Below are 22497 nucleotides of genomic sequence, written 5' to 3'. Positions count from 1 at the left end.
GGCTGACGAAGGGGACGCATCACTTTGCCGCTCGCGCTGCCCGTCGGCAAGTCGTCTTCAGCCGCTTAGCGCTTCGCGCCATAACGCGGGTGGCAGGATGGCGAACTGGAAGTCACGTTTTGCGCGTCGGGCGAGCCGCAATAATTCGTCGTCACGCGTCAGCAGCGCCACAGCGTCGGCCTGATACGCCAGTTCGATGAACTTCTGATCGTCGCGGTCGCGGCAGCGCGGTAGCGCGGGTGCATCTGCCGCCAGATTCGCGCTCGACACGCAGTGCACCCAGCGATCGAAGACATCAGCGGCCCGCGTACGCTGTTCCTGGTTCAGTTTAAGCCGCCGATAGGCCAGCACGGCACGCCATTCCGCACGGCAATCCTCGCGCGTGATCAGTTCGATCTCACTTGCACGCACCGCTGCCAGCAGCGAGGTGCACTGCGGATCGTCGAAGACGAACAGATCAAGGCAGGCATTGGTATCCAGCACGTAACGCGCAATCGCCTCACGCATGCTTGCGGAAGTAGAACCACGCAATGAAGACCAGCAGCGCCGCCGGCAGCACGTTCGCGACCAGCGGTGGAATGCCGTAGACCGTGCCAAAACTCACGATGGCTTTCTGCACGAAATACCAGCTTATGGCGATGATCATGCCCATGAAGATGCGCTTGCCCAAGCCGCCCGAACGCAACGCACCGAACGCGAACGGCATCGTGCACAACACCAGCACCAGCACATTGAGCGGATACATCACACGCCCCCAAAAGGGCGTTTCGTAAGGCCTGGTGTTTTCGCCGTTCTTGCGCTTGTACGCAATGATGTGTTGCAGATCGCGCATGGCCAGGTATTGCGGCTGCACCAGCGATTGCTGGAGCACCTCTGGATCGAGCTTGGAATCCAAGTATTCCCTGTCCGACGTAGCGCTGTGCGCACCCTTGTCATCAACGGTGGTGGTACGCACGTGATCGAGCACCCATTGCTTACCGACTTGCTCAGCCGTGGCGGCCTCGTCAAAACGGCTCAGCTGCCGACCATCAGGCGTAATGGTGAATACACGCACGTCGTCCAATTGCACGAAGGAATGATTGTCCTTGGTGCGCAATGCGCTGGTCTTGGCGTTGATGATGCGATCGCCGTCGCGCGCCCACAGACCGCTGCTGGTAAGACCGAGGCTCCCCCCCGAACGCAGGCGCAGCTCCAACGCATTGGCTTGCTGGTCACCCCATGGGCCAACGGTTTCCCCCATGATCACCACGCCCACCACCAGCACGGCGACCACGCCCATCGCCGACACCGCAATGCGCAGGCGCGACATGCCTGCCGCGCGTAACGCCGTGAGTTCGCCGGTGGATGCCAGACCGCCCAGGCCGAGCAGGCCACCGATCAACGCTGCGAAGCTGAACATCTCGTACATGCGGCGCGGGATCGTCACCACGATGTAGAAAATCGCATTGCTGAGGGTGTAACCGTTACGGCCGATGTAACCGAGCTGGCGCCCGAACTGGATCATCGCGTCCAGGCCGCTCAGCACCAGCCAGACCAGCAACAGCGAACCGAACACGGTTACGCCGATCAGCCAATCCACGCGCTTGACGCGCAAACTAGCCCGCATGTTTCGCACCCCTATCCATCAGGCCCTCGCCTTGCGCGGCGCGCGCGCTGTGTACTGGCTACGGAAGTTCCATGCGGCAAACACGAATAAGGCCATGCTGAGCAACCACATGGGCGTGGCGTGATGCCAGTGCCCTTTGGCAAGCTGACCGCGACACAACTCCAGCAGGTTGTAGTAAAGGAAGAAGCCAAGCACCGCGATCAACAGACGTCCATAGCGCGGCTCACGCGGCGTTTGCTTGGACAGCGGCATCGCCAGCATCAAGAGCGCGAGCGTCATCAACGGCACCACTGTGCGCCACGCGAATTCAGCGCGTGCGTCGGGTGTGGTGTTGTGCAGTAGGTCAACCATGTTGAGATTGTGGATCGGATCTTCTTCATCGTCGGACTGGACCGCCGAAAGCGCGCTGTCATTGCGCTCGTACTGCATGCGACGCCAGTTATCTGCACCGAGCGGAATTTCATACTGCCAGCCGTCATACAGCGCGAGGTATCGATCGCTGCTGTCGCTGTTGGAATACAGATGACCGTGCTGGCCGGTGGCCATCTTCATGACCAGGCTGCCGTCCCTGTTGGTGCGTTCGGCAGCGATAAAGGTGCGGCCAAGCTGCTGGCCGTCGCGGCTCAGCGTATCGACCAGGATGATGCCGCCCTTGCCGGGGAGTTCCGTAAAGCGGCCTGCGTCGAGGCCCGCCGCGATCACGGAACGATTGGCCGCCGCCACCAAGTTGTCGGACGTGCGCGAGGACAGCGGCCCCAGCCACATCGAAACCGCGCTCACGGCCACGAGCAGGATCACGGTGACGATCGCCATCGGCCGCAGCTGGCCGCCCATGCCCATGCCGGAGGACGCCAGCACATGCATCTCGCTCTCGCGATACATGCGCCCGAACGTCTGCAGCACGCCCAGGAAGCCAGCCAGAGGGATCATGCTGGACATGGTGTCCACCATGTTCAGCCCCAGCACCTGGAACATCACGCTGGCCGGAAAGCTGCCCTTGGCCACCTGCTCGAGCACGTGCGCGAAGGTGGTGCCGGCCATGATCACCAGCAGCACAATGACTGTGGCGCCGATGGTCGTGCCCAGCTCGCGCAGAAAATACCGGTCTAGGATGCTCAGCATGCGATAGAATTATGGGTTCCATGCCTCCCCCGTCCGGGGAGGCAAACCGTAAGTGTAGCCGGTTGGTGAAGACCGGTCTTCCGCAGGAACTTGATGATGACGCTTCAATTCAGCCTTGTCTCCGTCGCCCCAGAAGCCGTCGAAACACCCTGCGTGGTGGTCGGCGTCTATGAGAACGGTCTGCTGACCAGCGCTGCGGCACACGTCGACAGCGCCGCCGGCGGTGCCATCAAGCGCCAGGTGGAAAGCGGCGACATCACCGGCAAGGCCTGCAGCAGCACGGTGCTGTTCGCGCCCGAGGGTGTGCAGGCCAAGCGTGTGCTGGTAGTGGGCCTGGGCAGCCAGAAGACCTTCGATGCCGCGCGCTTTCAGAAAGTGAACCTGGAGGCCGCACGCACGCTCGCCCGCCTGCCGATCGACAACGCCGTCTCTTTCCTGGCCGACATCGACGTACCCGGTCGTGACCTCGCCTGGCGTGCGCGCACCGCCGCCCTCGCCGCCGATCACGCCACCTATCGCTACACCGCCACCTTCAAGCCGCGCGAAAAGAGCGCGCAGCCCGAACTGGGCAGCCTTGCCTTCGCCGCCGACGAATCGGCGCAAGCAGGTCTGGACCAGGCCGCCGCGATCGCCGAAGGCGTGCGTTTTGCGCGCGAGCTGGCCAACCTGCCGCCGAACATCTGCAACCCGGCTCATATCGCCGCGCAAGCCGTAAAGTTCGCCGATGCGCACGCCCAGGCAGCGGTGAGCTGCAACGTGCTCGACCACGAAGAAATGGAGCGGCTCGGCTTCGGCTCGTTGCTCGCCGTCGGTCGTGGTTCGGCCAACAAGCCCAAGCTGGTCGTGCTCGAATACAAGGGCGGTGCCGCGGACGAGAAGCCGTATGCCTTCGTCGGCAAAGGCATCACCTTCGACACCGGCGGCATCAGCCTCAAGCCCGGCCCGGGCATGGAAGAAATGAAATTCGACATGGGCGGCGCGGCGGGTGTGCTCGGCGCGTTCGTTTCCGCTGTAAAAATGGGTTTGAAGCTCAACCTCGTATGCGTTGTACCGGCGGTGGAAAACATGCCCGATGGTGACAGCTACCGTCCCAGCGATGTGCTCACCAGCCTTTCGGGCATCACCATCGAAGTGCTCAACACGGATGCCGAAGGCCGCCTGATTCTGTGTGACGCGCTTACCTACACCGCACAAACCTTCCAACCCAAGGCAATGATCGACGCCGCCACACTGACTGGCGCGTGCGTCATCGCGCTGGGCAAGCACGCCAGCGGACTGATGAGCAAGCACGACGACCTGGCCGACGAACTGCTGCATGCCGGCGAAGCCGCACTCGATCGCGCGTGGCGCCTGCCGCTTTGGGACGACTATCAGGCCCAGCTCGACTCCGGCTTTGCGGACGTCGCCAACATCGGCGGCAAGAACGGGGGCGCGATCACGGCCGGCTGCTTCCTTTCGCGCTTCACCGAAGGCCAGCGCTGGGCGCACCTGGATATCGCCGGCACCGCGTGGGACGAAGGCCGCAAGGGCCTGGCTACGGGCCGCCCGGTGCCGCTGCTTGCGCAATGGTTGATCGATCGCGCCGGCTGATGACATGGGGAACAGGGCATGCACGCCTGTTCCCGCCTCTCTCACTGAGCATTGATCACGATGCCGCGCGCCGACTTCTATCTCATCGCCAAACCGCGCTTCAGCGAGCAGCCACTGCTGCTGGTCTGCGAACTGGCACGCAAAGCGTTTGCCGCGCAGCAACCTGTGCTCGTCCTCACCCGTGATTTTGCGCAGGCCGAGGCATTGGATGAATTGCTGTGGTCATTCGATGAGGATGCCTATATCCCGCATCAATTGGCGGGCGATGATGACGACGCGGGTACCGCCGTGCTGATTGCACCGCCCGGTGTCGATGCACCGGCGCGGCCGCTCATCATCAATCTTCGCGAACAATGCCCACAACAGTACGGCGAACGGGTACTAGAAGTGGTTGCAGCCGACCCCACCGAACGCGAAGGCTCGCGTGTGCGTTGGCGTGAATATCAGCGGCTCGGCTTCGACGTCAGCAAATTCGACATGTGATGCGCGGGCGTAAAGGATGCCGATGCAGCTTGCCGCACTGGGCACTCCCCGCAAATTGAAACGCCTCAGCTCAGGCGGGATCGACTTCCTTCCGCGCCAGCAACGCATCCTGGAATGCCGCCGCAATTTGCGCACCTGCCGGTGGCTTGCGCACGAAGGCATCGATGCCCATCTGCTGTCCGCGAATGATCAGCTCTTCATCGTCACGTGCGCTCATTGCCACGATAGGTATGTGCTCGCCGACGACGGCGCCGTGGCGGATCAATTGCGCCACCTGGAAACCATCGATGCCGGGCAAATCCAGTTCGAGCAGAATCACATCACAGGATCGCAGCGCAAGTTCGGCCAGTGCGTTCAACCCGTGGTTGGCATAGCGCACACGATGGCCTTGTTGTTCCAGCATGCCGCTCATTGCGCTGGCATCCTTGGCATCGCCATCCACCAATAGCACCTCGAGCGAGCGTCCGTGGTCGACGGCACTGGGCGTTGCCTGTGTCGTTTTCTGTGCAACCTTCAAAGGCAGTTTTACGCTGAAGGTGCTGCCTTTGCCCAAGGTTGATTCCAGCAGCAGTGTGCCGCCCATCATCACCACCAGCTCGTTGCAAATGGCCAGCCCTAAACCGCTGCCGATGCTGCGTTGTGGACCTTCCTCTTGTTCGAATCGGCTGAACAGGCGCACGCGACTGGTCGGGGAAATGCCCGGACCGGTGTCGCTCACGTGCAGCGATAGCGAATCGTTGGCCCACGTTGTACGGACCTGGATGCTGCCGCGCGCGGTGAACTTGACCGCATTGTTGACGAGGTTGAACAACACCTGCCGAATGCGCAGCGCATCGCCGACAAGTGATGCAGGCACCTCCTCGCCCACATCCAAGCTCAGTACGAGCCCTTTGGCGTGCGCGGCACCTTTTTGCAGACGCACGACATCTTGCAGCATGGGACGCAATTCGAACGGCGCCGGGTCGAGCACCAGCTTGCCGGCTTCGATGCGCGCCAGATCCAGAGCGTCATTGAGCAGCTTGAGCAAGGCATTGCTCCCGCGCTGCATCGATTCGGCATATTCACGCTGGGTATCGTTCAAGGATGTCGCCAGCAGCAATTCGGCCATGCCGATCATGCCGGTCATCGGTGTGCGGATTTCATGGCTGAGCGTGGCGAGAAATTGCGTCTTCGCCGCGCTCGCCTGCTCGGCGATCTGATGTCGCTGCTCGGCGAGTTGGATGCGATGGGCGTGCGCCAGGCGGCGGCGCCACGCCAGCAAGGCGAGGAAGGCGATGGCAGCGATAAGACCGACATATAGCAACCATGCCCACCAGCGAAGCCACGGTGGCGATTGCACGGTGATGTGCAACGGTTCGGCCAACTGCATCCAGCCGCCTTCAGAACCGCGCGCCATGATGTCCAGCGTGTAATCACCACTGCGCAGACCGGTGAATTCGCGTTCACCGTGGTTATCCAGATCCACCCAGTCGCTATCGAAACCGTTGAGGCGGAAGCGATACTGGTTGGCGACCGGATTGATGTAGGAGAAAACACGTGCCTGCACGCGAAGCTGCCGGTCGCGCCACCCGAGTTTGATGGGCTGCGCATCCACCGGAAGCTGCCTGGTCACCCCTTTGTGCTGCACAGTGATCTGCGTAACGGACAACGTTGGCGCCACGTTTGCAGGATCCACCTTGTCCGGATCAAAACCCACCACGCCGCCGTTTGTCGCCGCATACAGATAACCATTGGGCAGCAACGCATAGCCACGTCCGAACTCACCGTTCGCCAAACCGTTCTGCAAACCGATCTGATGAAAACTGTTTTGTGCAGGATCAAAGCGCCACAAGCCATCGATGCTGAATACCCACAGGCGCCCAAGGCAATCCACATCGATGTCCACCGCGCGCAGCGATGGCCAACCTTGCGCAACCCCCACCGAGCGATCGAGCACCATCCGCTGGCCGTCACGGTGGTAATGCGACAAGCCATCTTCCGTCGCGACCCACAAACCGGTGCGGTCGAAATCGAACGCGTCGATGGGTTTGCCGGTGGGTATACCGGGCACCATGGCGAAGCGATCGCGCGCGCGATCGAGCCACATCAGGCCGCCGTCGCTGCCATACCAGAACGTGTCCTTGTAGAGCATCAACTGGCTGCCCCACATGACCTTCTCGCTCGGCCGATCCATCGCAACCGGCGTGATTGCCAGCGTGTCGGGATTGATACGGAACACGCCATGGCCGAACGTGCGCGCATACATCATGCCGTCGGGACCCGGCTCCACTTCAAGCGGGCGATCGAGCAGACGTCGCTGCGGATCGACTTGATCCAGCCGATCGTGCACATAGTCGTAGCGATACAGTGCACCCTGTGCGGCAATCCACAAGCGCTGACGAAAATCTTCGGTCATGCCGCCGATGCGCGCACCCAAACCGCTGAGCACGTGCTCCACCTTTCCGGTGATCGGATCAAGCAGATCGATGCGTCCGTCGCGTTCACCCACCCATACGTGCCGACCATCACGGCCGCGTGCCATGGTGGTGGCCATTGAATCGCGCAGACTGGACGGGTCGTCGGGAACATGCGTGAAACGACTGAAGCGATTCCAGCCCGGAGCGAGATAGGCAATGCCGCCGTCGATCATCGTGACCCACAAGCCGCCTTCGCGATCGACCAGCGTCTGGTACATCCACGTGCCCGGCAGATCGCCATAAAGCAGCGGTTGATTGGCCAGCTCGATGATCGGGCCGTGCGCGCGCACCTGCAGATACATGCCTCGCTGCGTGCCGATCCACAAGCGGCCAGACGCATCGCGCGCGCTGCTCATGATGTTGGTGTCGTGCGGAATGACCGGCTCGCCAAACAGGCGCGCCACATCGTCGCTACCCACGATCAGCAAGCCGCGCTCGGTGGCAACGCGCACCTCATCGCCTTGACCTTCGATGCGCCAGGCTTCCACCGATTGAGTGGGATCGGCCGCGTTGATGCGAGTGATGCTTCCGTCCACTTCGCGGCGGAACAATCCACGCTCCGAGCCGATCCAAAGACGACCCTTGTGATCGGCGTACAACGCACCAATCGCGCCGAAATCGCTGGGATACAGACCCAGCAACGAATTGGTCGTGTGCTCGAAACCGCGGCCATCGGGCTGCAGGCGATCCAGCCCTTCACCGGTGCCGACCCACACCGTACCGTCGGGCGTCTGCGCAATCACCCACACGCGATCGCTCGCCAGGCTCTGCGGATTGGACGGATCATGCCCCCAGTGCGTGAACTTGCCGGTGGTGGGGTCGTAGCGATTCAGGCCCGCATCCAGTCCACCCGCCCAGACCTTGCCGTACATCCCGACGATCAATGTGGAGATTTCGTTGCTGTAGAGGGAGTCGGGGTCGTTTTCGATATGCCGGAACACGTTGAAATGCACGCCATCGAATCGCGCGATACCCCCCTTGGTGCCAAACCACATGGCACCATCATGGTCTTGCGCCACCGTATAGACGACGCTACTGGGTAGCCCGTCCTGCATGCCATAGCGACGGAATTGCGGTGTGGGCAGCGGGGCAGAGTCAGGCGCATGGATAGCCGCGGCCGGGGCAGGCGTGGAGGTGGCCGACATCGCACTGCGCGGCGCCGAAGCACCCAGCAGGAAGGCCAACCCCAACATGAAAACCGCCACAGTGGCCCCCTCAGGCACGTCGAACGGGTCGTCACCCTGGTCTGTATCCGGCCCGCAAAGGGGAAGCATGCCAAATTCATCGCATGGCCGCACGTGCTGTTCGCCAAATTGCAACAATCCGTTCCGAGGTCGGCGCTGGCGCGCCCTGGGCATTTCGGCCAGACTTCCGGACATGAATCGACGCTTCGCTTGCCTGCTATGGACGCTCGGATTCGGTTGCCTCTGGACGCAGCAGGCCGCCCACGCTGAGACGGATCAGTACCACTATGACACGGTGCACAGCCAGATCGTCTTCAGCATCGATCACGATGGTTTTTCGCGCCCATTGGGGCGATTGCATATCGCGGATGGCTGGTTGCGTTTTGATGCGCACGACTGGTCCAAATCAAGCACCTCGTTGGATATCGACATGCGCGGCGTGGACATGGGCGATGCCGCCTGGAACGAAGCGGCGTGCAAAGCCTCGCTGCTCGATTGCAAAACCTATCCGACCGCGCACTTCGTCAGCACGTCGGTGGAACGCAAGGACGATACGCACGGTGTGCTGCACGGCACACTCACGCTGCATGGCGTAAGTCAGCCCCTCGACATCCCCTTTCGCGTCAACCGCATCGGCAAGACGATCTACGGCTTGCACACGGTGGCCGGCTTTTCCGCCACCGCATCGCTCGATCGAACGACATTCGGCATCAACAGCTTTCCCAATGCCGTGGGCCATACCGTCGCCATCTGGCTGGAGCTGGAAGGCATTCGCGACAACGCCGCCCCTGACAAGGAGCATCAATGAGTTTGCGCAGTAATGACCACCGCTGGGGAGCGGTCGCCAAGTTGTTCCATTGGATCGTCGCGCTGGGGATCCTCGTCAATGGCGTGTGGGGCTTGCTGATGACCGGCATGTCGCCGTCGATGAGCAAGATCACGGTGTACGCGCTGCATAAATCGATCGGCTTGACCATTCTGGCGTTGTTCGCGCTGCGCCTGGCCTGGCGCCTCTACGACGGCGCGCCGGAAGATGAACCGATGCCGCGCTGGCAGCGCATTGTGGCGCACCTCACGCACGTGCTGCTCTACGGCTTCATCCTGGCGATGCCGCTGAGCGGCTGGCTGTTCAATTCGCTGCATGGTTATCCGCTGCAATGGTTCAAGCTGTTCAACTTGCCGGCGTTGGCGGCGAAGAACGAAGATCTTGCCCGCATCGCCCACGGCGTCCACGAATGGCTGTTCTACCTGCTGTTGCTGGTGCTGATCGGACACGTCGGCGCAGCACTCAAACATCACTTTTTCGATCAGGACAACGTATTGCGGCGCATGCTGCCGTTCGCGCGCGTGCGTCAAAACAAGTTGCAAGGATAGGCTGATTGACTATGCGCACACGTATATGGAGAACCCAGATGACGATTCGCCCCCCCTCGCTCATGCTTCTTCTCGCGTTGGCAGTACCATGCGTGGCCAATGCTGCCGATTACACCGTGCAATCAGGCAGCACGCTAGGCTTCACCAGCAACTTCCAGGGCAGCAGCTTCGATGGGCATTTTGAAAAATGGACCGCAGCCATCAGCTATGATCCAGCCAAACTCGCCACATCGAAATTTGACGTCACGGTGACCCTGGCGACGGCCAAAACCGGCGACAACGATCGCGATAGCGCGCTGCCCGGAACCGATTTCTTTGACGTCGCGAAATACCCGCAAGCGCATTTCGTGACCACCACCTTCCACCAGCAGGGCAATCAGGTGATTGCCGATGGCATGCTGACCCTGCGCGGCGTGACCAAACCCGTCAGCGTGAGCGTGGTGTTCAAGCCGCAAGGCCAAAGCGCTACGCTGGATGTGAGCGGCACGGTGAAGCGGCTTGATTTTGGCGTGGGCGGCGGCCAGTACGCAGATACGTCAGTGATCGGGCCGGACGTGAAGGTCACGGCGCATCTGGTGCTAGCCGGGAAGTGAGCCGCCCCATCCTTTCTTGCTTCCCTCCTGCTCGCGGAGGCGACAATCCATCGTCGCCTTTTGCCTCAACATGGATTGAGCAGCTTCGCTGTTATGGAGCGCTTCCGCTTTCGCGGGAATGATGATGGCCGGGCGAGTCGACCGCCTCCATCCAATGGACCACCGCGGTCGCATCGAACGGCCAGTCCAACTCCCGCCCACTGCGCAAGTCCCGCAATACCGGTACGCGGACGCCGTAACGCTCCTCCAGCTCGTCACTGTCATCCACCCAAACGCTGTCAAAATCCGGCACGCGCGCCTCGGCCAGCACGGCCAGGGCCTGGTCGCAGAGATGGCAGTAGTCGCGTTGGTAAAGCACCAAGTCAGCCATACGTGCGCTTGCGGAATGCCTTAGTGGAAACGTGCGCGTAGAATAAACGCTTCCTCCCCGTCATCGCAGTGCCCGCATGGCTGTCAGCGTTTTCGATATTTTCAAGATCGGCATCGGCCCTTCGTCCTCCCACACCGTGGGCCCGATGCGCGCGGCCGCCCGTTTTTCCGAGCGCTGGCTGGAGGAAAAAGGCGTGCTCGACCGCGTCGCGCGCGTACGCGCGGAGCTCTACGGCTCGCTGGCGATGACCGGCCGCGGGCACGGTACGGACAAGGCCGTGATTCTCGGCTTCGAGGGCGAACACCCCGATACGGTCGACCCGGATCACATTCCGGACATTCTCAAGCGCGTGCGCACCACACACCGCCTTCGTGTATTGGGCAAGCACGAGATCGAGTTCGACGAAAAGCGCGATCTCGTTTTCAACAAGCGCCAGAAGCTTCCCTTCCATACCAACGGCATGCGCTTCACCGCCTACGACGCGGAAGGCAACGAACTGGCCACGCGCGAATACTATTCAGTGGGCGGCGGCTTCGTGGTCAACCATGATGAAGCTGCGGAAGATCGCATCGTTGCCGATACCACCGAGCAGCCCTACCCGTTCGACAGCGGCGACCGACTGCTGGCCCTGTGCGAACAGCACGGGATGACCATCGCCCAGCTCATGATGGAAAACGAAAAAGTGTGGCGCAGCGAGGCCGACGTGCGCGCGGGCCTGCTCGTTCTCTGGAAAGCCATGCAAGGTTGCGTTGAGCGCGGCCTGCGTTCGCCCGGCGTGCTGCCTGGTGGCTTGAAAGTGGGGCGTCGTGCACCGGCGATGGCGTCGGAATTGCGCAATCAGCCGGAAGCGGCGCTCAAGGATCCGTTGACCATCCTGGACTGGGTCAATCTGTACGCACTGGCGGTGAATGAAGAAAACGCAGCCGGCGGCCGCGTCGTTACCGCCCCCACCAACGGTGCCGCCGGCATCGTGCCGGCGGTGCTGCATTATTACCATCGCTTCTGCCCGAAATCCGACGAAAAGGGCATTGTCGATTTTCTGCTCACCGCTGCTGCGGTCGGCATTCTCTATAAAGAGAACGCCTCCATCTCCGGCGCGGAAGTCGGCTGCCAGGGTGAAGTAGGCGTAGCGTGCTCGATGGCGGCCGGCGGCCTCACCGCCGCGCTGGGCGGCTCGATTCACCAAATCGAAAATGCCGCCGAGATCGGCATGGAGCACAACCTCGGCCTGACCTGCGACCCCATCGGCGGCCTGGTGCAGATTCCCTGCATCGAACGCAATGCGATGGGTTCGGTGAAAGCGATCAACGCCAGTCGCATGGCATTGAAGAGCGATGGCAAGCATCGCGTTTCGCTGGACAAGGTGATCAAGACGATGCGCGACACGGGGCGTGACATGAAGGACAAATACAAGGAAACGTCGCGTGGTGGGCTGGCGGTGAATGTAATCGAGTGCTGAGGTTTCCCTAGGACCCTCGTGCCCGCGCAGACGCGCGACATCCCCTCAACGTCATTTCGGTGAAGGCCGGAATGACGCTGGAGCAATAGGGAGTTTCGTGCAACGGCGACCAGCCGTTAAATCATGACCGCTCGAAAACAATGGTAGCGACGGCGCCATTTCCATCCGTACGCGGCCTCATCGACACGTCCCAGCTGTACAGTTCGCACAAACGACGCACGATCGCCAGGCCCAGGCCTGCACCGCTACCGCCCGCACCTTCGCCGCGCACGCCTCGCTGAAACAAGCGCTCCGCATCTTCCGGCTTGATGCCGGGGCCGGTGTCGATCACGTCGACGCGGCCTTTGTCCACCACTACTTTGACGCGGCCTTCGAGCGTGTATTTGATGGCGTTGCCAATCAGGTTGGTGAGTGCCACCGACAACACCGATGCTGGGGCATTCACCGTCACCAAATCCTGTTGCAGCAGTTCGACTTCGATGGGTTTATCGCGGATCTGCGGCCGCTGACTTTCGATGACATCGGCAGCCAGCTTCGCGACATCGGTGGTTTCGCCACGCGTAGGGCCGCGACGCTCGGCACGGGAGAGCAGCAACAGCGCTTCGATCAACTCCGTAGCCTGACGCGATGCACGCTCGATGCGCTTCAAGCGTTCGCGCAGCTTGTCGGTGAGATCGGGCGAACCTTGCAACAACTCCGTGGTGCTGGAAATCACTGCCAACGGCGTGCGCAGTTCATGGCTGACGTCGGAGTTGAATTCGCGATCGCGCTCGACCATGGCGGTAAGGCGCGTGGAATATTCGTCCAAGGCCTGTGCCAGCTCGCCTACTTCGTCATCTGCGAAATGTTGCGCGAGAGGCTCCGCACGTCCGCTCTTACGGAAGTCACGCAGTCTTCTGGCGAGTTCGGTGACTGGTTTGAGGACCTTCCGCGAAAGCCACAGCCCGATGGCCAGCGAGAGCAGGCTGAAAAGCACTACCGCCGTGCTCAATGCCGTAATCAACTGCCGCTTGCCAAGATCCTCTCGACTGATGTCGTAGCGTTCGAAACCAATGACACCATCTTTCCGACGTACTGCCAACTTGTAATGTTTGAGATGTCCGCTGGCATCTACACCGTACAAATCATGGACACCGGTATCCAGGTTTTGCCACGCCAACGGCATTTTGTAGAGCGTGCGATCGCTCTGGATCCAAGCCTCGATCAGCTCTGACTGACCCATCTGACCGGCGAGCGTTTTGTCTACGCCTTGATCGATGTCACCTTGTAGCGCAGCCGTTACCAACTGATCTTCGACCTTGGCGCGCACATACAGTGAGGCCATGGCAAACAACGCGCTGAGGCCAAAACCGAACAGCGCGAACGAGACCAGCAGCCGAAAACGCAGCTTACGCCTGGACTGCATCCGGATCGACCATGCGGTAACCGATGCCGTGTCTGGTGTGGATCAAGGCCTTTTCGAACGGCTTGTCGATCGCGGCACGCAGACCGTGGATGTGCACACGCAGGCTGTCGCTGTCGGGCAGTTCTTCGCCCCACACCTTCTGTTCCAGATCCTGGCGCGTGACCACGGAGGGGCTGGCTTCCATCAGCGCCTGCAGCAGCTTCAAGCCGATCGGGTTGAGCTGGATGGATTTGCCGTCGCGGGTCACCGTAAGGGTGTCCAGGTTGTAGGTGAGGTCGGCGACCTTCAGCACCCGGCTCTGCGGACCTTTGCCACGCCGCGCCAGCACTTCCAGGCGCGCAGCCAGCTCCTGCAGGGCGAAGGGCTTGGTCATGTAGTCGTCCGCGCCCGATTCGAAGCCAGTGAGCTTCTGTTCGAGCGCATCGCGGGCCGTCAGCATCAGCACGGGGGTCTGCTTATGGGCCTCGTGGCGCAGCTTGCGAGCCACGTCCAAGCCATCCATGCCCGGCAGGGTGAGGTCGAGCACGATGACGTCGAAGTCGTGGACCACCGCCAAATGCAGGCCGGTGACGCCATCTCCTGCGAAGTCCACGACATGGCCGCGATCTTCCAAGTAATCGCCGATATTGGTCGCGATATCGCTGTTATCTTCAATAACTAGAACGCGCATGCGTTTCTCCGCTACGCAACCGGCGCACAGGCCGGGGGGTGTTCCAAGCTTAACGAGTGAATGGCGCAAATGTTAAGCGCCATCCTTAACAATCGCTCATCGGAGGGAAAGGAACCGTAACGAAAGGCCGTATCCACAAAGAAAAAGCCCGGATACGGCGACCGTGCGTCGCTGCATCCGGGCTGAAGCTACTGCCCCGATACCGTCGTCTGCTGTCGCCCTTGCGATTGAAGTGGCGAGCAAACAAACAGTGGTGCCTTTATAGGCGGACGGCAGTTACGCGACAGTTAACCCGCACTCACCGCTTGGTTAACGCGCGGATCGACTGCCCGATTGGGACGCCGGAACCGTGACCCGCTTCGATCCCTTCGCAACGTGCCGCTCCAGGTGGCAGATGATGTGTTCGGCGACGTTCACACCCGATGCCGCCTCGATCCCTTCCAAACCCGGCGAAGCATTGACCTCCAGCACCAGCGGCCCGCGTTTGGAACGGAGCAGATCCACGCCGGCGATGCCCAGCCCCAGCGCTTCGGCAGCGGCGATCGCGATGCTGCGCTCCGCCGGACTTAGTTCGGCGGCCACCGCGGTGCCACCACGGTGCAGGTTGGCGCGAAATTCACCCGGCACCGCATCGCGCTGCATCGCCGCGACCACTTCGCCACCGACCACGAAGCAGCGCAGATCGCTGCCTTTGGCTTCGGCGATGAATTCCTGCACCAGGAAGTTGGCGTACAAACCACGGAAGGCTTCCACCACGCTTTGCGACGCACTGCGTTTTTCGGCCAGCACCACGCCCGTACCCTGGCTACCCTCGTTGAGTTTGATCACGTGCGGTGGGTCACCCAGCATGTCCAGCACATCGGTGGTGTCGTCTGGATTGTCGCCAAATACCGTTACAGGCATGTCCAGGCCTCTGGCGGCAAGCATCTGCAGGCAGCGCAATTTGTCGCGTGCGCGCAACACGGCATCGGAAGGATTGGGTGTGTACACACCCATCATTTCCAGCTGGCGCAGCACGGCCGTGCCGTAAAACGTGCTCGATGTACCGATGCGTGGAATGGCCGCATCGATATCGTGCAGCGCCTTACCCTTGTAACGGATTTCCACCTCGCCAGGCGCAATGCGCACGTAGCAGCGCAGCGGATCGAGCACGCGCACTACGTGTCTGCGCTCGCGGGCAACTTCAACCAATCGCTGCGTGGAATAAAGTCGCGTATTGCGCGAAAGGACAGCGATTTTCATGGTTTATCCACCATCGTGTGCGCGTACTTGGGCAGGGTGTAAGAACGTGCGGGGTCAACCGTGAAGCGCCCGACCAATGCCGTGCGCCCCAATAGCATAGGGAACAGCATGTGCCGACGATCCGTCAGATTTATGTCAACTTCGAATCGCTCGCCCGCCAGCATCACTTCGGTGCGAATGAACCAGCGCTCGCTGCGCCCGCCGCCGGTATCGACCACCACGCGACGGTCGCACGCAGGCGCCTCGCATTGCACCTGCCGCACGGCTCGCCGGCCCAGCCCAACCATGAAGCGCAGCCAGGTTTGACCATCACGTGTGAAGGTTTCCAATTGATCCACGTGCAGCGAGCTGCTTCGGGCGCCCGTATCGAGCTTGGCCTTGAGCGAGGCGATGCCGAACTGAGGCAATGCCAGCCGTTCCCGCCAGCCGAGGGTGATCACGTCCGCCATGTCAGCTCACGCTGTCGGGTCTGAATCTCGGGGGGAGAGAGTGGAGCGGGTGAAGGGAATCGAACCCTCGTCAGTAGCTTGGGAAGCTACAGCTCTACCATTGAGCTACACCCGCGTGGTGGGCGATGGTAACCGGCCGATGCGGCCTTTGGGAATCCTGCATCAACACCGCGCGTCCTTCCGGTCCACAAAATACGCGCCTATGCGTTTTTATAAACCGCAGGCAACGGTCGCTGCGCCCCTAAGCCAGCGCTCATGATCCCTGCGCAAGATGATTGGCACATACACGGACACGTGCGGTCAGCAAACGGAGGAACTTATGCCTGTACCGAGGAATGCGACGTCATTTTCCAGAGGATGGTCCGTTTTACTGGCCTGCTTGCTACTGCTCGCTACGGGCGTGGCGCAGGCCCAGACCGATAGCAACGATCCAGCCTCCGGCGATCCGCCAGCACGGGTCGCGCGCCTTTCCTACGCGCAAGGCGACTTGGGGCTGCTCCCGGCCGGCAGCACCGAGTGGAGCGCCGCCGACATCAACCGGCCGCTGACCAATGGCGACAAGCTATCGGGCGGCCCCGGTGCGCGCGCCGAGCTGGACCTGGGCGGCGCGGCCCTGCGCATCAATGGCCAGACCGATATCGGTGTGCTCAATCTCAACGGCCAGATCGGTCAGTTCGAACTGACGCAAGGCACGCTGAGCATCACCGTGCAATCCCTCGATGAGGGCGCCACCTACGAGATCGATACACCGACGCTTGCCTTGGTGATCAACCAACCCGGCACCTTTCGCATCGACGTGGGCCCCAATGGAAATGGCAGCACCGTCACCGTGTTCGGGGGTGGTGGCATCGTCTACGGCGAAAACAACGCGCAGCGGCAAGTATTCAGCGGGCGCAGTTATGCATTCACCGATTCATCCTTGAACGGGATGACGGTCAGCCAGATCGACAGCCGCGACGAATTCGACGCCTGGTGCAATGACCGCGATGCGCAATACGCCAACACCGCCAATGCTCAGTACGTATCCAACGACGTCGTGGGCGGCCAGGATCTGAATCAATACGGTGATTGGGAAGAGGACGACGACTACGGCGCCGTGTGGTACCCCGCTGGGGTGGCCGTCGGCTGGGCGCCCTACACCTTTGGCCACTGGGTGTGGATTGGCCCGTGGGGTTGGACCTGGGTGGACGGGATGCCGTGGGGCTTTGCGCCGTACCACTATGGCCGCTGGGCATTCCTGCACGATCGCTGGGGATGGATGCCCGGCCCCAGAGGGGTCAGATCCATCTACGCACCAGCACTGGTGGCCTTTGTGGGCATCGGCCGTGGCGGCCCGGTAGGCTGGTTCCCGCTGGGTCCGCACGAGGTGTACAACCCGTGGTATCACGCCTCGCGCGGTTATTACGCCAACGTCAACACCAGTAATATCGCGATAGGCCGCGGTTACAACCATGCGGCGTTGGTCGGCGCCATCGATCATCAATACGGGTTCTATCGCGCAGGACGTCCGGTCACCGGCGTGAACTATGTGAACCGCGATGTGCCGCACGCCTTTACGGCCGTCTCCGCCCAGGCGTTTGCCAGTGCACGCAACGTGCAAGGCAACCAGATGCACATGGATGCGCGGCAAGTGGCCGGCGCTGCGGTGGTGTCACCGGCTAGCTTGCAGCGCCCCTCACCAGCAAGCTTCGGTCAGCCGCGCGTGGCACATACCCACCCGCTGCCGGCAGCAGGCTTCAGCCGCCCGGTTGTCGCGGTGAATGCACCTGCAGCGGCGATGGCGGCAAACACGGCTCGGCCGGCCGCCAATGTGCGCGTGCTCCAAGTGCAACCGAACGCGGCACCAAGGGTGGTATCGGGACAAGCGTTTCCGCATTACGCCACGCCCGAACCACACCAGGCGACCCTGCCGCAGGTGCCGCATTTCGCGCCGGCCCAGCAGATTCAGCAGGCGCCGCACTATGCGCCGACGCCGTCAATCGAATCGGAGCAGCAGCGCTTCGAAGCGGCAGAGCGGGCCCATCAGTACGTGCCTCAGGAGCAAGCGCGTCCTTACGAGCCCAACCCCTCCTATGAACCGATGCGGCCCTCTTATCAGCCACCGGTCTATGCGCATCCGGAGATGGGTCGTCCGCAGCCGCAATCGCACCCGCAGAGCGCGCCGCCGCACCCGCACTCTTCGCCGCCGGCGAGGGACGACAACAAGCATTAGTTCCCGCGCGGCCGTGCTCGGTACAGAGCACGGCCGTTTTTCGCGGTCAAAATGCCGTGTTCGCTGGGTGAAACCCATGAAAACGGGCTAAAGCCGGACACCTGCCGCTACAATGGCCGAATGCATATCACCCTCAATGGCCATCCGCAGGACTGCGCAGACGACCTCACGGTTACGCAATTGCTCAACGAAGCCGGCTATGCCGGACGACGCGTGGCTGTGGAAGTCAATCATGAAATCGTGCCGCGCAGTCAGCACAGCGCCTATGCGCTGCGCAATGGCGACAAGGTAGAAATCGTCCACGCCATCGGCGGTGGTTGAGCACTGGCATATGAACATCAAAACGCACGACACGACGGATACCCTGGTCATTGCCGGCAAGAGCTATCGCTCGCGCCTGCTCACCGGCACCGGCAAATACAAGGATCTGGACGAAACCCGCCGCGCCACCTTGGCCGCCGGCGCGGAAATCGTCACCGCAGCCATCCGCCGCGTGAACCTGGGCCAGGATCCGAATGCGCCGAACCTGCTCGACGCACTGCCGCCCGGCGAATTCACCCTGCTACCCAACACCGCCGGCTGTTACAACGCCGTGGATGCGGTACGCACCTGCCGCCTGGCGCGCGAACTTTTGGACGGCCATACGCTGATAAAGCTCGAAGTGCTGGGCGATGAGCGCACGCTGTTTCCCGACGTGGTGGAAACCTTGAAGGCCGCCGAACAACTCGTGGCCGACGGCTTCGATGTGATGGTCTACACCAGCGACGATCCCATCCTCGCCAAGAAACTGGAGCACATCGGCTGCGTGGCGATCATGCCGCTGGCCGCGCCCATCGGCTCGGGCTTAGGGATCCAGAACAAATACAACCTGCTGGAAATCGTCGAGAACGCGAAGGTGCCGGTGATCGTCGATGCCGGGGTGGGCACCGCCTCCGACGCTGCCATTGCGATGGAACTGGGTTGCGATGGTGTGCTGATGAATACCGCCATTGCCGGCGCGAAAGACCCGGTGCTGATGGCACACGCGATGAAGCTGGCCGTCGAAGCAGGTCACGCTGCATTTCGCGCAGGACGGATTCCGCGCAAGCGGTTTGCGTCGGCATCGAGCCCGATCGACGGCACGATCGGCTGACACGCGCTACATCGTCTCTATTCCGGGGGAGGGACGGGATGAGGAGTCAAGGCTTGCCTCAAGCCCCAACGGAAACCGCGCTTCGATTTCATTTCAACGCAAGAGCGTCCGCTCGGCCCAGCCCTCTCCCCTCCGGGGAGAGGGTGAGTTAGCCTTCCCTATGACCGACGACCACGACAACGCACACCTCCGCCGCATCCGCAGTTTCGTCCTGCGCGAAGGTCGCATGACACCCGCTCAGCAACGCGCGTTCGAAACGCATTGGGCGCGCTTCGGCATGGATTACACGGGCAAGCCACAGGACTTCGACGCGCATTTTGGTCGCCGTGCGCCGCGCGTAGTGGAAATCGGTTTCGGCAATGGCGAAGCCCTGGCGTGGGCAAGCGAGCACGATGCAGCGCGCGACTACCTTGGCATTGAAGTGCACGGCCCCGGCGTGGGCCGGCTCATGAATGCCTTGGCCGCGCGAAACGCCAGCAATGTGCGGCTTTACAAGCACGACGCGGTGGAAGTGCTGGAAAACGAGATCGCTCCCGGCACCCTGGCCGAGGCACGCATCTGGTTTCCCGACCCATGGCACAAGAAGCGCCACAACAAACGGCGGATCGTGCAGCCGCCGTTCGTTGCACTGCTTGCGACGCGTATGGCCGCTGGCGGCCTGCTTCATCTGGCGACCGATTGGGAGCCGTATGCGCAGCACATGCTGGAGGTGATGGAAGCATCGCCCGATTGGCGCAATGAGCTGGCGCCTGGCCAATTTTCCGAGAAACCGGACTGGCGCATCGAAACACATTTCGAGCGCCGCGGATTGAAACTCGGGCATGGCGTGTGGGATTTGCTGTATCGAAAAGCCTGACATGTACGCCCTCGCCTGCACCAGGGGAGCGCTGGGGGGGGTGAGGCCATCTCGCGATGAAAGCCACCTGCGCGGCAAGCTCACACAACCCCACCCCGCCCCGCCCCTGCACGCGGGGGAGGTGGCCGATCTATCGCAGGTGCGACGCTCCTCGATGCGGCCGCGGTTCACCAGCAAGCACCTAAGCAGACTTATACTTCCGCGCTAAACAGGGATGAGTCATCGCGTGAAGCAATCGTTGCCCCGACGCATACAGCCCCAAGCGCCCGCCAGGGACGGTCGACAGTGGCGCTGACCCTTACCCCCGAGATGATTCTCGTGCTGGGGCTGGTGTGCTTCACCATGCTCATGCTGGTGCTGGAGTGGATCCGCGCCGACATGGTGGCGCTGCTGGTGGTGGTGGTGATCGGCCTTACCGGCCTGATTCCCTCCGACCGCGTGTTCAATGGTTTTGCCGGTAACGCCGTGATCGCCATCATGGCGATCATGATCATGGGCGCCGGGCTGGATCGTGCCGGCGTGCTCGGCCTCACCGCGCAATTCGTGATGCGCATGGCGCGTGGCAAGGAGTCCCGCCTTGGGTTGGTGATCAACGCCGTCACCAGCCTCTTCAGCGCGGTGATCCCAAGCCAGGCCCTCGCGGCGCTGATGATTCCCGTCACCAGCCGTCTGTCCGCACGCACCGGCGTGCCGATTTCGCGCCTGCTGCTGCCGATGGCGTTCTGCATTCTCACCGCCACCAACACCACGCTGATCGCGAACTCGCCGCTGATCGTGCTCAACGACCTGATCGCCAGCGCCAACGCCAACCTACCCCCCGGTGCGCAAACGGTACCTAAGTTCGGACTCTTCAGCGTCACTCCGGTGGGCTTGGCGCTGGCCGTGGCGGGTGTGCTGTTCTTCTACCTCTACACCAACAAGCTGTTGCCTAACCGCGAGGACGAACGGCAAAAGGTGACGCCGGGCCGTACCGAAAGCTACTTCGCCGAAACCTACGGCATTGTCGGTGAAACGGCGGAACTCACCGTCACCGCCGAAAGCCCGCTGGTCGGCATGAGCATCGGCGAAGTGGAGCAATTGCATGGTGCGCCGCTGATCCTGGCGATCAAGAGCGGCAACGACGCGCGCATGGCGCCGCCGGCCGATCAGGTGATCTGGGTCGGTTCGGTGCTAGGCGTGTTGGGCCCGCGCGATGAACTCAATCGCTTCGCCAACAATCAGCTCTGCCGCGTATCGCCGCGCATGCGGCAATTGGGCGAGCTGTTCAATCCCACGCGCGCGGGTATTTCCGAAGCGGTGATTCCGCCCAACTCGCGCTTCCTCAAGCAGTCGGTCGGCGAATTGCGTTTACGCAAGCGCTACGGGATCTCCGTGCTGGCGGTGACGCGCGGCGATCAGGTCTATCGCGACGATCTGCGCGCTGTGAGCCTGCGCACCGGCGATACATTGGTGCTGCATTCGAGCTGGAAAGCCCTGCAGGACGTCTCCGAAGACAAAGATCTCGTCGTCGTTACCGATATCCCGCGCGAAGAGCAGCGCCCGAACAAAATATGGCAGGCGGTCGGTTTCTTTCTGCTGGCCAAAAGCCTTGCCTTGTTCACCAACCTGGACCTTTCCATTGCCATGATGACGGGTGCGGTCGGCATGCTGCTTTCGGGCGTGCTGAACATGGACGAGGCGTACCGGGCCGTGAACTGGAAAACCATCTTCGTTACCGCCTGCCTGATTCCGCTGGGTTGGTCGATGGATTCCACCGGCACCGCCGCATGGGTAGCGCAGGAAGTATTGCTGCATTTGGGGCACGCATCGCCGTGGGTCCTGCAGACGTCGCTGGCGATTCTCACCTTGCTGTTCTCGCAGGTGATGTCCAACGTCGGCGCGACGGTGATGATGGTGCCGGTGGCGATCAGCGTGGCGGTGGCGACCGGCGGCAATCCGTCGGCCTATGCGTTGATTGTGGCGGTGTCCTCGTCCAACACGTTTTTGCTGAGTTCCGGCCATCCGGCGCTGATGATGGTGACCGGCCCCGGCGACTACCGCAGCAGGGACTTCCTGCGCGCGGGCGTGCCCCTCACGTTTATCGTGCTGGTGATCACGCTGGTGGCCATCAACCTTATGTACCGTTGATGCCAGCGGGGCCGCTTATATTCTCTTCAAGGCCGTCATTCCCGAAAAAGCGGGAATGACGGCAAGAAACAACTACTGCCCGGCGAGCCATCCCGAGCGCACAAACAGTGGTATTCGTCTCGCCGGAGTGACGCCGAGACACGTCCTGGAGAAACCTGCAGCGGCGA

20 protein-coding genes and 1 tRNA gene are annotated in these 22497 nt (G+C 61.9%); 11 read left to right on the top strand and 10 right to left on the bottom strand.

Translation table 11 applies throughout. The annotated features are described in order from the left end of the window. Positions 1-57 precede the first annotated feature (57 nt). From DWU98_RS07600 to lptF, 3 genes are read right to left on the bottom strand one after another with little or no spacing between them, the layout of a single operon-like run. The gene (locus DWU98_RS07600; protein ID WP_115495106.1) at positions 58-483 is read right to left on the bottom strand and encodes a putative toxin-antitoxin system toxin component, PIN family; all 426 of its coding nucleotides are present in this window, start codon (positions 481-483) and stop codon (positions 58-60) included. Between the two features lie 16 nt (positions 484-499). Continuing rightward, complete coding sequence (lptG, locus tag DWU98_RS07595; RefSeq protein ID WP_115494927.1) at positions 500-1606, bottom strand: LPS export ABC transporter permease LptG; 1107 nt, start codon at positions 1604-1606, stop codon at positions 500-502. Positions 1607-1624: 18 nt separating this feature from the next. Continuing rightward, a complete protein-coding gene (lptF, locus tag DWU98_RS07590) occupies positions 1625-2728 on the bottom strand; it encodes an LPS export ABC transporter permease LptF (protein WP_115494926.1) in 1104 nt (367 codons plus the stop codon). A gap of 96 nt (positions 2729-2824) precedes the next feature. Between lptF and DWU98_RS07585 the strand changes: the two genes are divergently transcribed. Both DWU98_RS07585 and DWU98_RS07580 read left to right on the top strand, forming a co-directional pair. Then, on the top strand, positions 2825-4318 hold the full coding sequence (locus DWU98_RS07585) for a leucyl aminopeptidase (RefSeq protein ID WP_115495105.1): 1494 nt from the start codon (positions 2825-2827) through the stop codon (positions 4316-4318). Between the two features lie 60 nt (positions 4319-4378). Continuing rightward, a complete protein-coding gene (locus DWU98_RS07580) occupies positions 4379-4801 on the top strand; it encodes a DNA polymerase III subunit chi (protein WP_115494925.1) in 423 nt (140 codons plus the stop codon). A 70-nt stretch (positions 4802-4871) separates the two neighbouring features. Here the strand turns inward: DWU98_RS07580 and DWU98_RS07575 are convergent, their stop codons facing one another. Continuing rightward, a complete protein-coding gene (locus DWU98_RS07575) occupies positions 4872-8531 on the bottom strand; it encodes a hybrid sensor histidine kinase/response regulator (RefSeq protein WP_230474744.1) in 3660 nt (1219 codons plus the stop codon). A 103-nt stretch (positions 8532-8634) separates the two neighbouring features. Here DWU98_RS07575 and DWU98_RS07570 point away from each other — a divergent pair, with 103 nt between their 5' ends. Genes DWU98_RS07570 through DWU98_RS07560 form a run of 3 tightly spaced genes read left to right on the top strand, consistent with a single transcriptional unit; the run spans position 8635 to position 10408 of the window. Then, the gene (locus tag DWU98_RS07570; RefSeq protein WP_115494922.1) at positions 8635-9249 is read left to right on the top strand and encodes a YceI family protein; all 615 of its coding nucleotides are present in this window, start codon (positions 8635-8637) and stop codon (positions 9247-9249) included. Beyond that, positions 9246-9815, top strand: coding sequence for a cytochrome b (locus tag DWU98_RS07565; RefSeq protein ID WP_115494919.1), 570 nt, complete (start codon positions 9246-9248; stop codon positions 9813-9815). Before DWU98_RS07570 ends, DWU98_RS07565 begins: the two co-directional genes overlap by 4 nt. Before the next feature lie 38 nt (positions 9816-9853). Continuing rightward, complete coding sequence (locus DWU98_RS07560; RefSeq protein WP_115494917.1) at positions 9854-10408, top strand: YceI family protein; 555 nt, start codon at positions 9854-9856, stop codon at positions 10406-10408. A gap of 91 nt (positions 10409-10499) precedes the next feature. On the opposite strand, the gene DWU98_RS07555 is transcribed toward DWU98_RS07560, so the two are convergent. Beyond that, positions 10500-10778, bottom strand: coding sequence for a glutaredoxin family protein (locus DWU98_RS07555; RefSeq protein ID WP_115494916.1), 279 nt, complete (start codon positions 10776-10778; stop codon positions 10500-10502). A gap of 76 nt (positions 10779-10854) precedes the next feature. On the opposite strand from DWU98_RS07555, the gene DWU98_RS07550 reads away from it, so the two are divergent. Beyond that, on the top strand, positions 10855-12237 hold the full coding sequence (locus tag DWU98_RS07550; protein WP_115494914.1) for an L-serine ammonia-lyase: 1383 nt from the start codon (positions 10855-10857) through the stop codon (positions 12235-12237). 121 nt (positions 12238-12358) lie between these two features. Here DWU98_RS07550 and DWU98_RS07545 read toward each other — a convergent pair whose 3' ends face one another. The 5 genes from DWU98_RS07545 to DWU98_RS07525 all read right to left on the bottom strand — a co-directional run bounded on the left by DWU98_RS07545 (position 12359) and on the right by DWU98_RS07525 (position 16118). Further along, positions 12359-13642 (bottom strand): sensor histidine kinase, encoded by a 1284-nt coding sequence (locus tag DWU98_RS07545; protein WP_115494913.1) that lies wholly within the window; start codon positions 13640-13642, stop codon positions 12359-12361. Beyond that, complete coding sequence (locus DWU98_RS07540) at positions 13626-14312, bottom strand: response regulator transcription factor (protein WP_115494911.1); 687 nt, start codon at positions 14310-14312, stop codon at positions 13626-13628. Before DWU98_RS07540 ends, DWU98_RS07545 begins: the two co-directional genes overlap by 17 nt. A gap of 309 nt (positions 14313-14621) precedes the next feature. Continuing rightward, positions 14622-15554, bottom strand: a complete 933-nt coding sequence (gene rimK / locus DWU98_RS07535) for a 30S ribosomal protein S6--L-glutamate ligase (protein ID WP_115494909.1) — start codon at positions 15552-15554, stop codon at positions 14622-14624. Then, positions 15551-16003 carry an ATP-dependent zinc protease family protein gene (locus tag DWU98_RS07530; RefSeq protein WP_115494908.1) on the bottom strand — a complete coding sequence of 151 codons (453 nt, stop codon included), beginning with the start codon at positions 16001-16003 and terminating at the stop codon, positions 15551-15553. The genes rimK and DWU98_RS07530 overlap by 4 nt, the downstream gene beginning before the upstream one ends. 41 nt (positions 16004-16044) lie before the next feature. Continuing rightward, a tRNA-Gly gene (locus DWU98_RS07525) sits at positions 16045-16118 on the bottom strand. Positions 16119-16322: 204 nt separating this feature from the next. Between DWU98_RS07525 and DWU98_RS07520 the strand changes: the two genes are divergently transcribed. The 5 genes from DWU98_RS07520 to DWU98_RS07500 all read left to right on the top strand — a co-directional run bounded on the left by DWU98_RS07520 (position 16323) and on the right by DWU98_RS07500 (position 22330). Continuing rightward, entirely contained in the window at positions 16323-18215 is a 1893-nt protein-coding gene (locus tag DWU98_RS07520; RefSeq protein WP_147293252.1) for a DUF6600 domain-containing protein, read from the top strand. Positions 18216-18335: 120 nt separating this feature from the next. Continuing rightward, positions 18336-18536 carry a sulfur carrier protein ThiS gene (thiS, locus tag DWU98_RS07515; protein WP_115495103.1) on the top strand — a complete coding sequence of 67 codons (201 nt, stop codon included), beginning with the start codon at positions 18336-18338 and terminating at the stop codon, positions 18534-18536. 10 nt (positions 18537-18546) lie between these two features. Beyond that, a complete protein-coding gene (locus DWU98_RS07510; RefSeq protein ID WP_115494903.1) occupies positions 18547-19347 on the top strand; it encodes a thiazole synthase in 801 nt (266 codons plus the stop codon). 160 nt (positions 19348-19507) lie between these two features. Then, complete coding sequence (gene trmB / locus DWU98_RS07505; protein WP_115494902.1) at positions 19508-20203, top strand: tRNA (guanosine(46)-N7)-methyltransferase TrmB; 696 nt, start codon at positions 19508-19510, stop codon at positions 20201-20203. Positions 20204-20512: 309 nt separating this feature from the next. Further along, a complete protein-coding gene (locus DWU98_RS07500; protein WP_115494899.1) occupies positions 20513-22330 on the top strand; it encodes an SLC13 family permease in 1818 nt (605 codons plus the stop codon). Positions 22331-22497 lie beyond the last annotated feature (167 nt).

This window comes from Dyella monticola, assembly GCF_003363155.1.
Taxonomy (GTDB): Bacteria; Pseudomonadota; Gammaproteobacteria; order Xanthomonadales; family Rhodanobacteraceae; genus Dyella_B; species Dyella_B monticola.
Note: the sequence above shows the minus strand (reverse complement) of the source record. Positions and strands in the feature narration are given on the sequence as shown.

Excerpts from the sequence above, each read along its gene's own strand:
- DWU98_RS07545 (WP_115494913.1), bottom strand. The coding sequence starts at position 13,642 with ATGCAGTCCAGGCGTAAGCTGCGTTTTCGGCTGCTGGTCTCGTTCGCG.
- DWU98_RS07500 (WP_115494899.1), top strand. The coding sequence starts at position 20,513 with ATGATTCTCGTGCTGGGGCTGGTGTGCTTCACCATGCTCATGCTGGTG.
- DWU98_RS07520 (WP_147293252.1), top strand. The coding sequence starts at position 16,323 with ATGCCTGTACCGAGGAATGCGACGTCATTTTCCAGAGGATGGTCCGTT.
- DWU98_RS07510 (WP_115494903.1), top strand. The coding sequence starts at position 18,547 with ATGAACATCAAAACGCACGACACGACGGATACCCTGGTCATTGCCGGC.
- DWU98_RS07530 (WP_115494908.1), bottom strand. The coding sequence starts at position 16,003 with ATGGCGGACGTGATCACCCTCGGCTGGCGGGAACGGCTGGCATTGCCT.
- lptG (WP_115494927.1), bottom strand. The coding sequence starts at position 1,606 with ATGCGGGCTAGTTTGCGCGTCAAGCGCGTGGATTGGCTGATCGGCGTA.
- DWU98_RS07560 (WP_115494917.1), top strand. The coding sequence starts at position 9,854 with ATGACGATTCGCCCCCCCTCGCTCATGCTTCTTCTCGCGTTGGCAGTA.
- lptF (WP_115494926.1), bottom strand. The coding sequence starts at position 2,728 with ATGCTGAGCATCCTAGACCGGTATTTTCTGCGCGAGCTGGGCACGACC.
- trmB (WP_115494902.1), top strand. The coding sequence starts at position 19,508 with ATGACCGACGACCACGACAACGCACACCTCCGCCGCATCCGCAGTTTC.
- thiS (WP_115495103.1), top strand. The coding sequence starts at position 18,336 with ATGCATATCACCCTCAATGGCCATCCGCAGGACTGCGCAGACGACCTC.
- DWU98_RS07585 (WP_115495105.1), top strand. The coding sequence starts at position 2,825 with ATGACGCTTCAATTCAGCCTTGTCTCCGTCGCCCCAGAAGCCGTCGAA.
- DWU98_RS07540 (WP_115494911.1), bottom strand. The coding sequence starts at position 14,312 with ATGCGCGTTCTAGTTATTGAAGATAACAGCGATATCGCGACCAATATC.
- DWU98_RS07580 (WP_115494925.1), top strand. The coding sequence starts at position 4,379 with ATGCCGCGCGCCGACTTCTATCTCATCGCCAAACCGCGCTTCAGCGAG.
- DWU98_RS07565 (WP_115494919.1), top strand. The coding sequence starts at position 9,246 with ATGAGTTTGCGCAGTAATGACCACCGCTGGGGAGCGGTCGCCAAGTTG.
- rimK (WP_115494909.1), bottom strand. The coding sequence starts at position 15,554 with ATGAAAATCGCTGTCCTTTCGCGCAATACGCGACTTTATTCCACGCAG.
- DWU98_RS07555 (WP_115494916.1), bottom strand. The coding sequence starts at position 10,778 with ATGGCTGACTTGGTGCTTTACCAACGCGACTACTGCCATCTCTGCGAC.
- DWU98_RS07550 (WP_115494914.1), top strand. The coding sequence starts at position 10,855 with ATGGCTGTCAGCGTTTTCGATATTTTCAAGATCGGCATCGGCCCTTCG.
- DWU98_RS07570 (WP_115494922.1), top strand. The coding sequence starts at position 8,635 with ATGAATCGACGCTTCGCTTGCCTGCTATGGACGCTCGGATTCGGTTGC.
- DWU98_RS07575 (WP_230474744.1), bottom strand. The coding sequence starts at position 8,531 with ATGCTTCCCCTTTGCGGGCCGGATACAGACCAGGGTGACGACCCGTTC.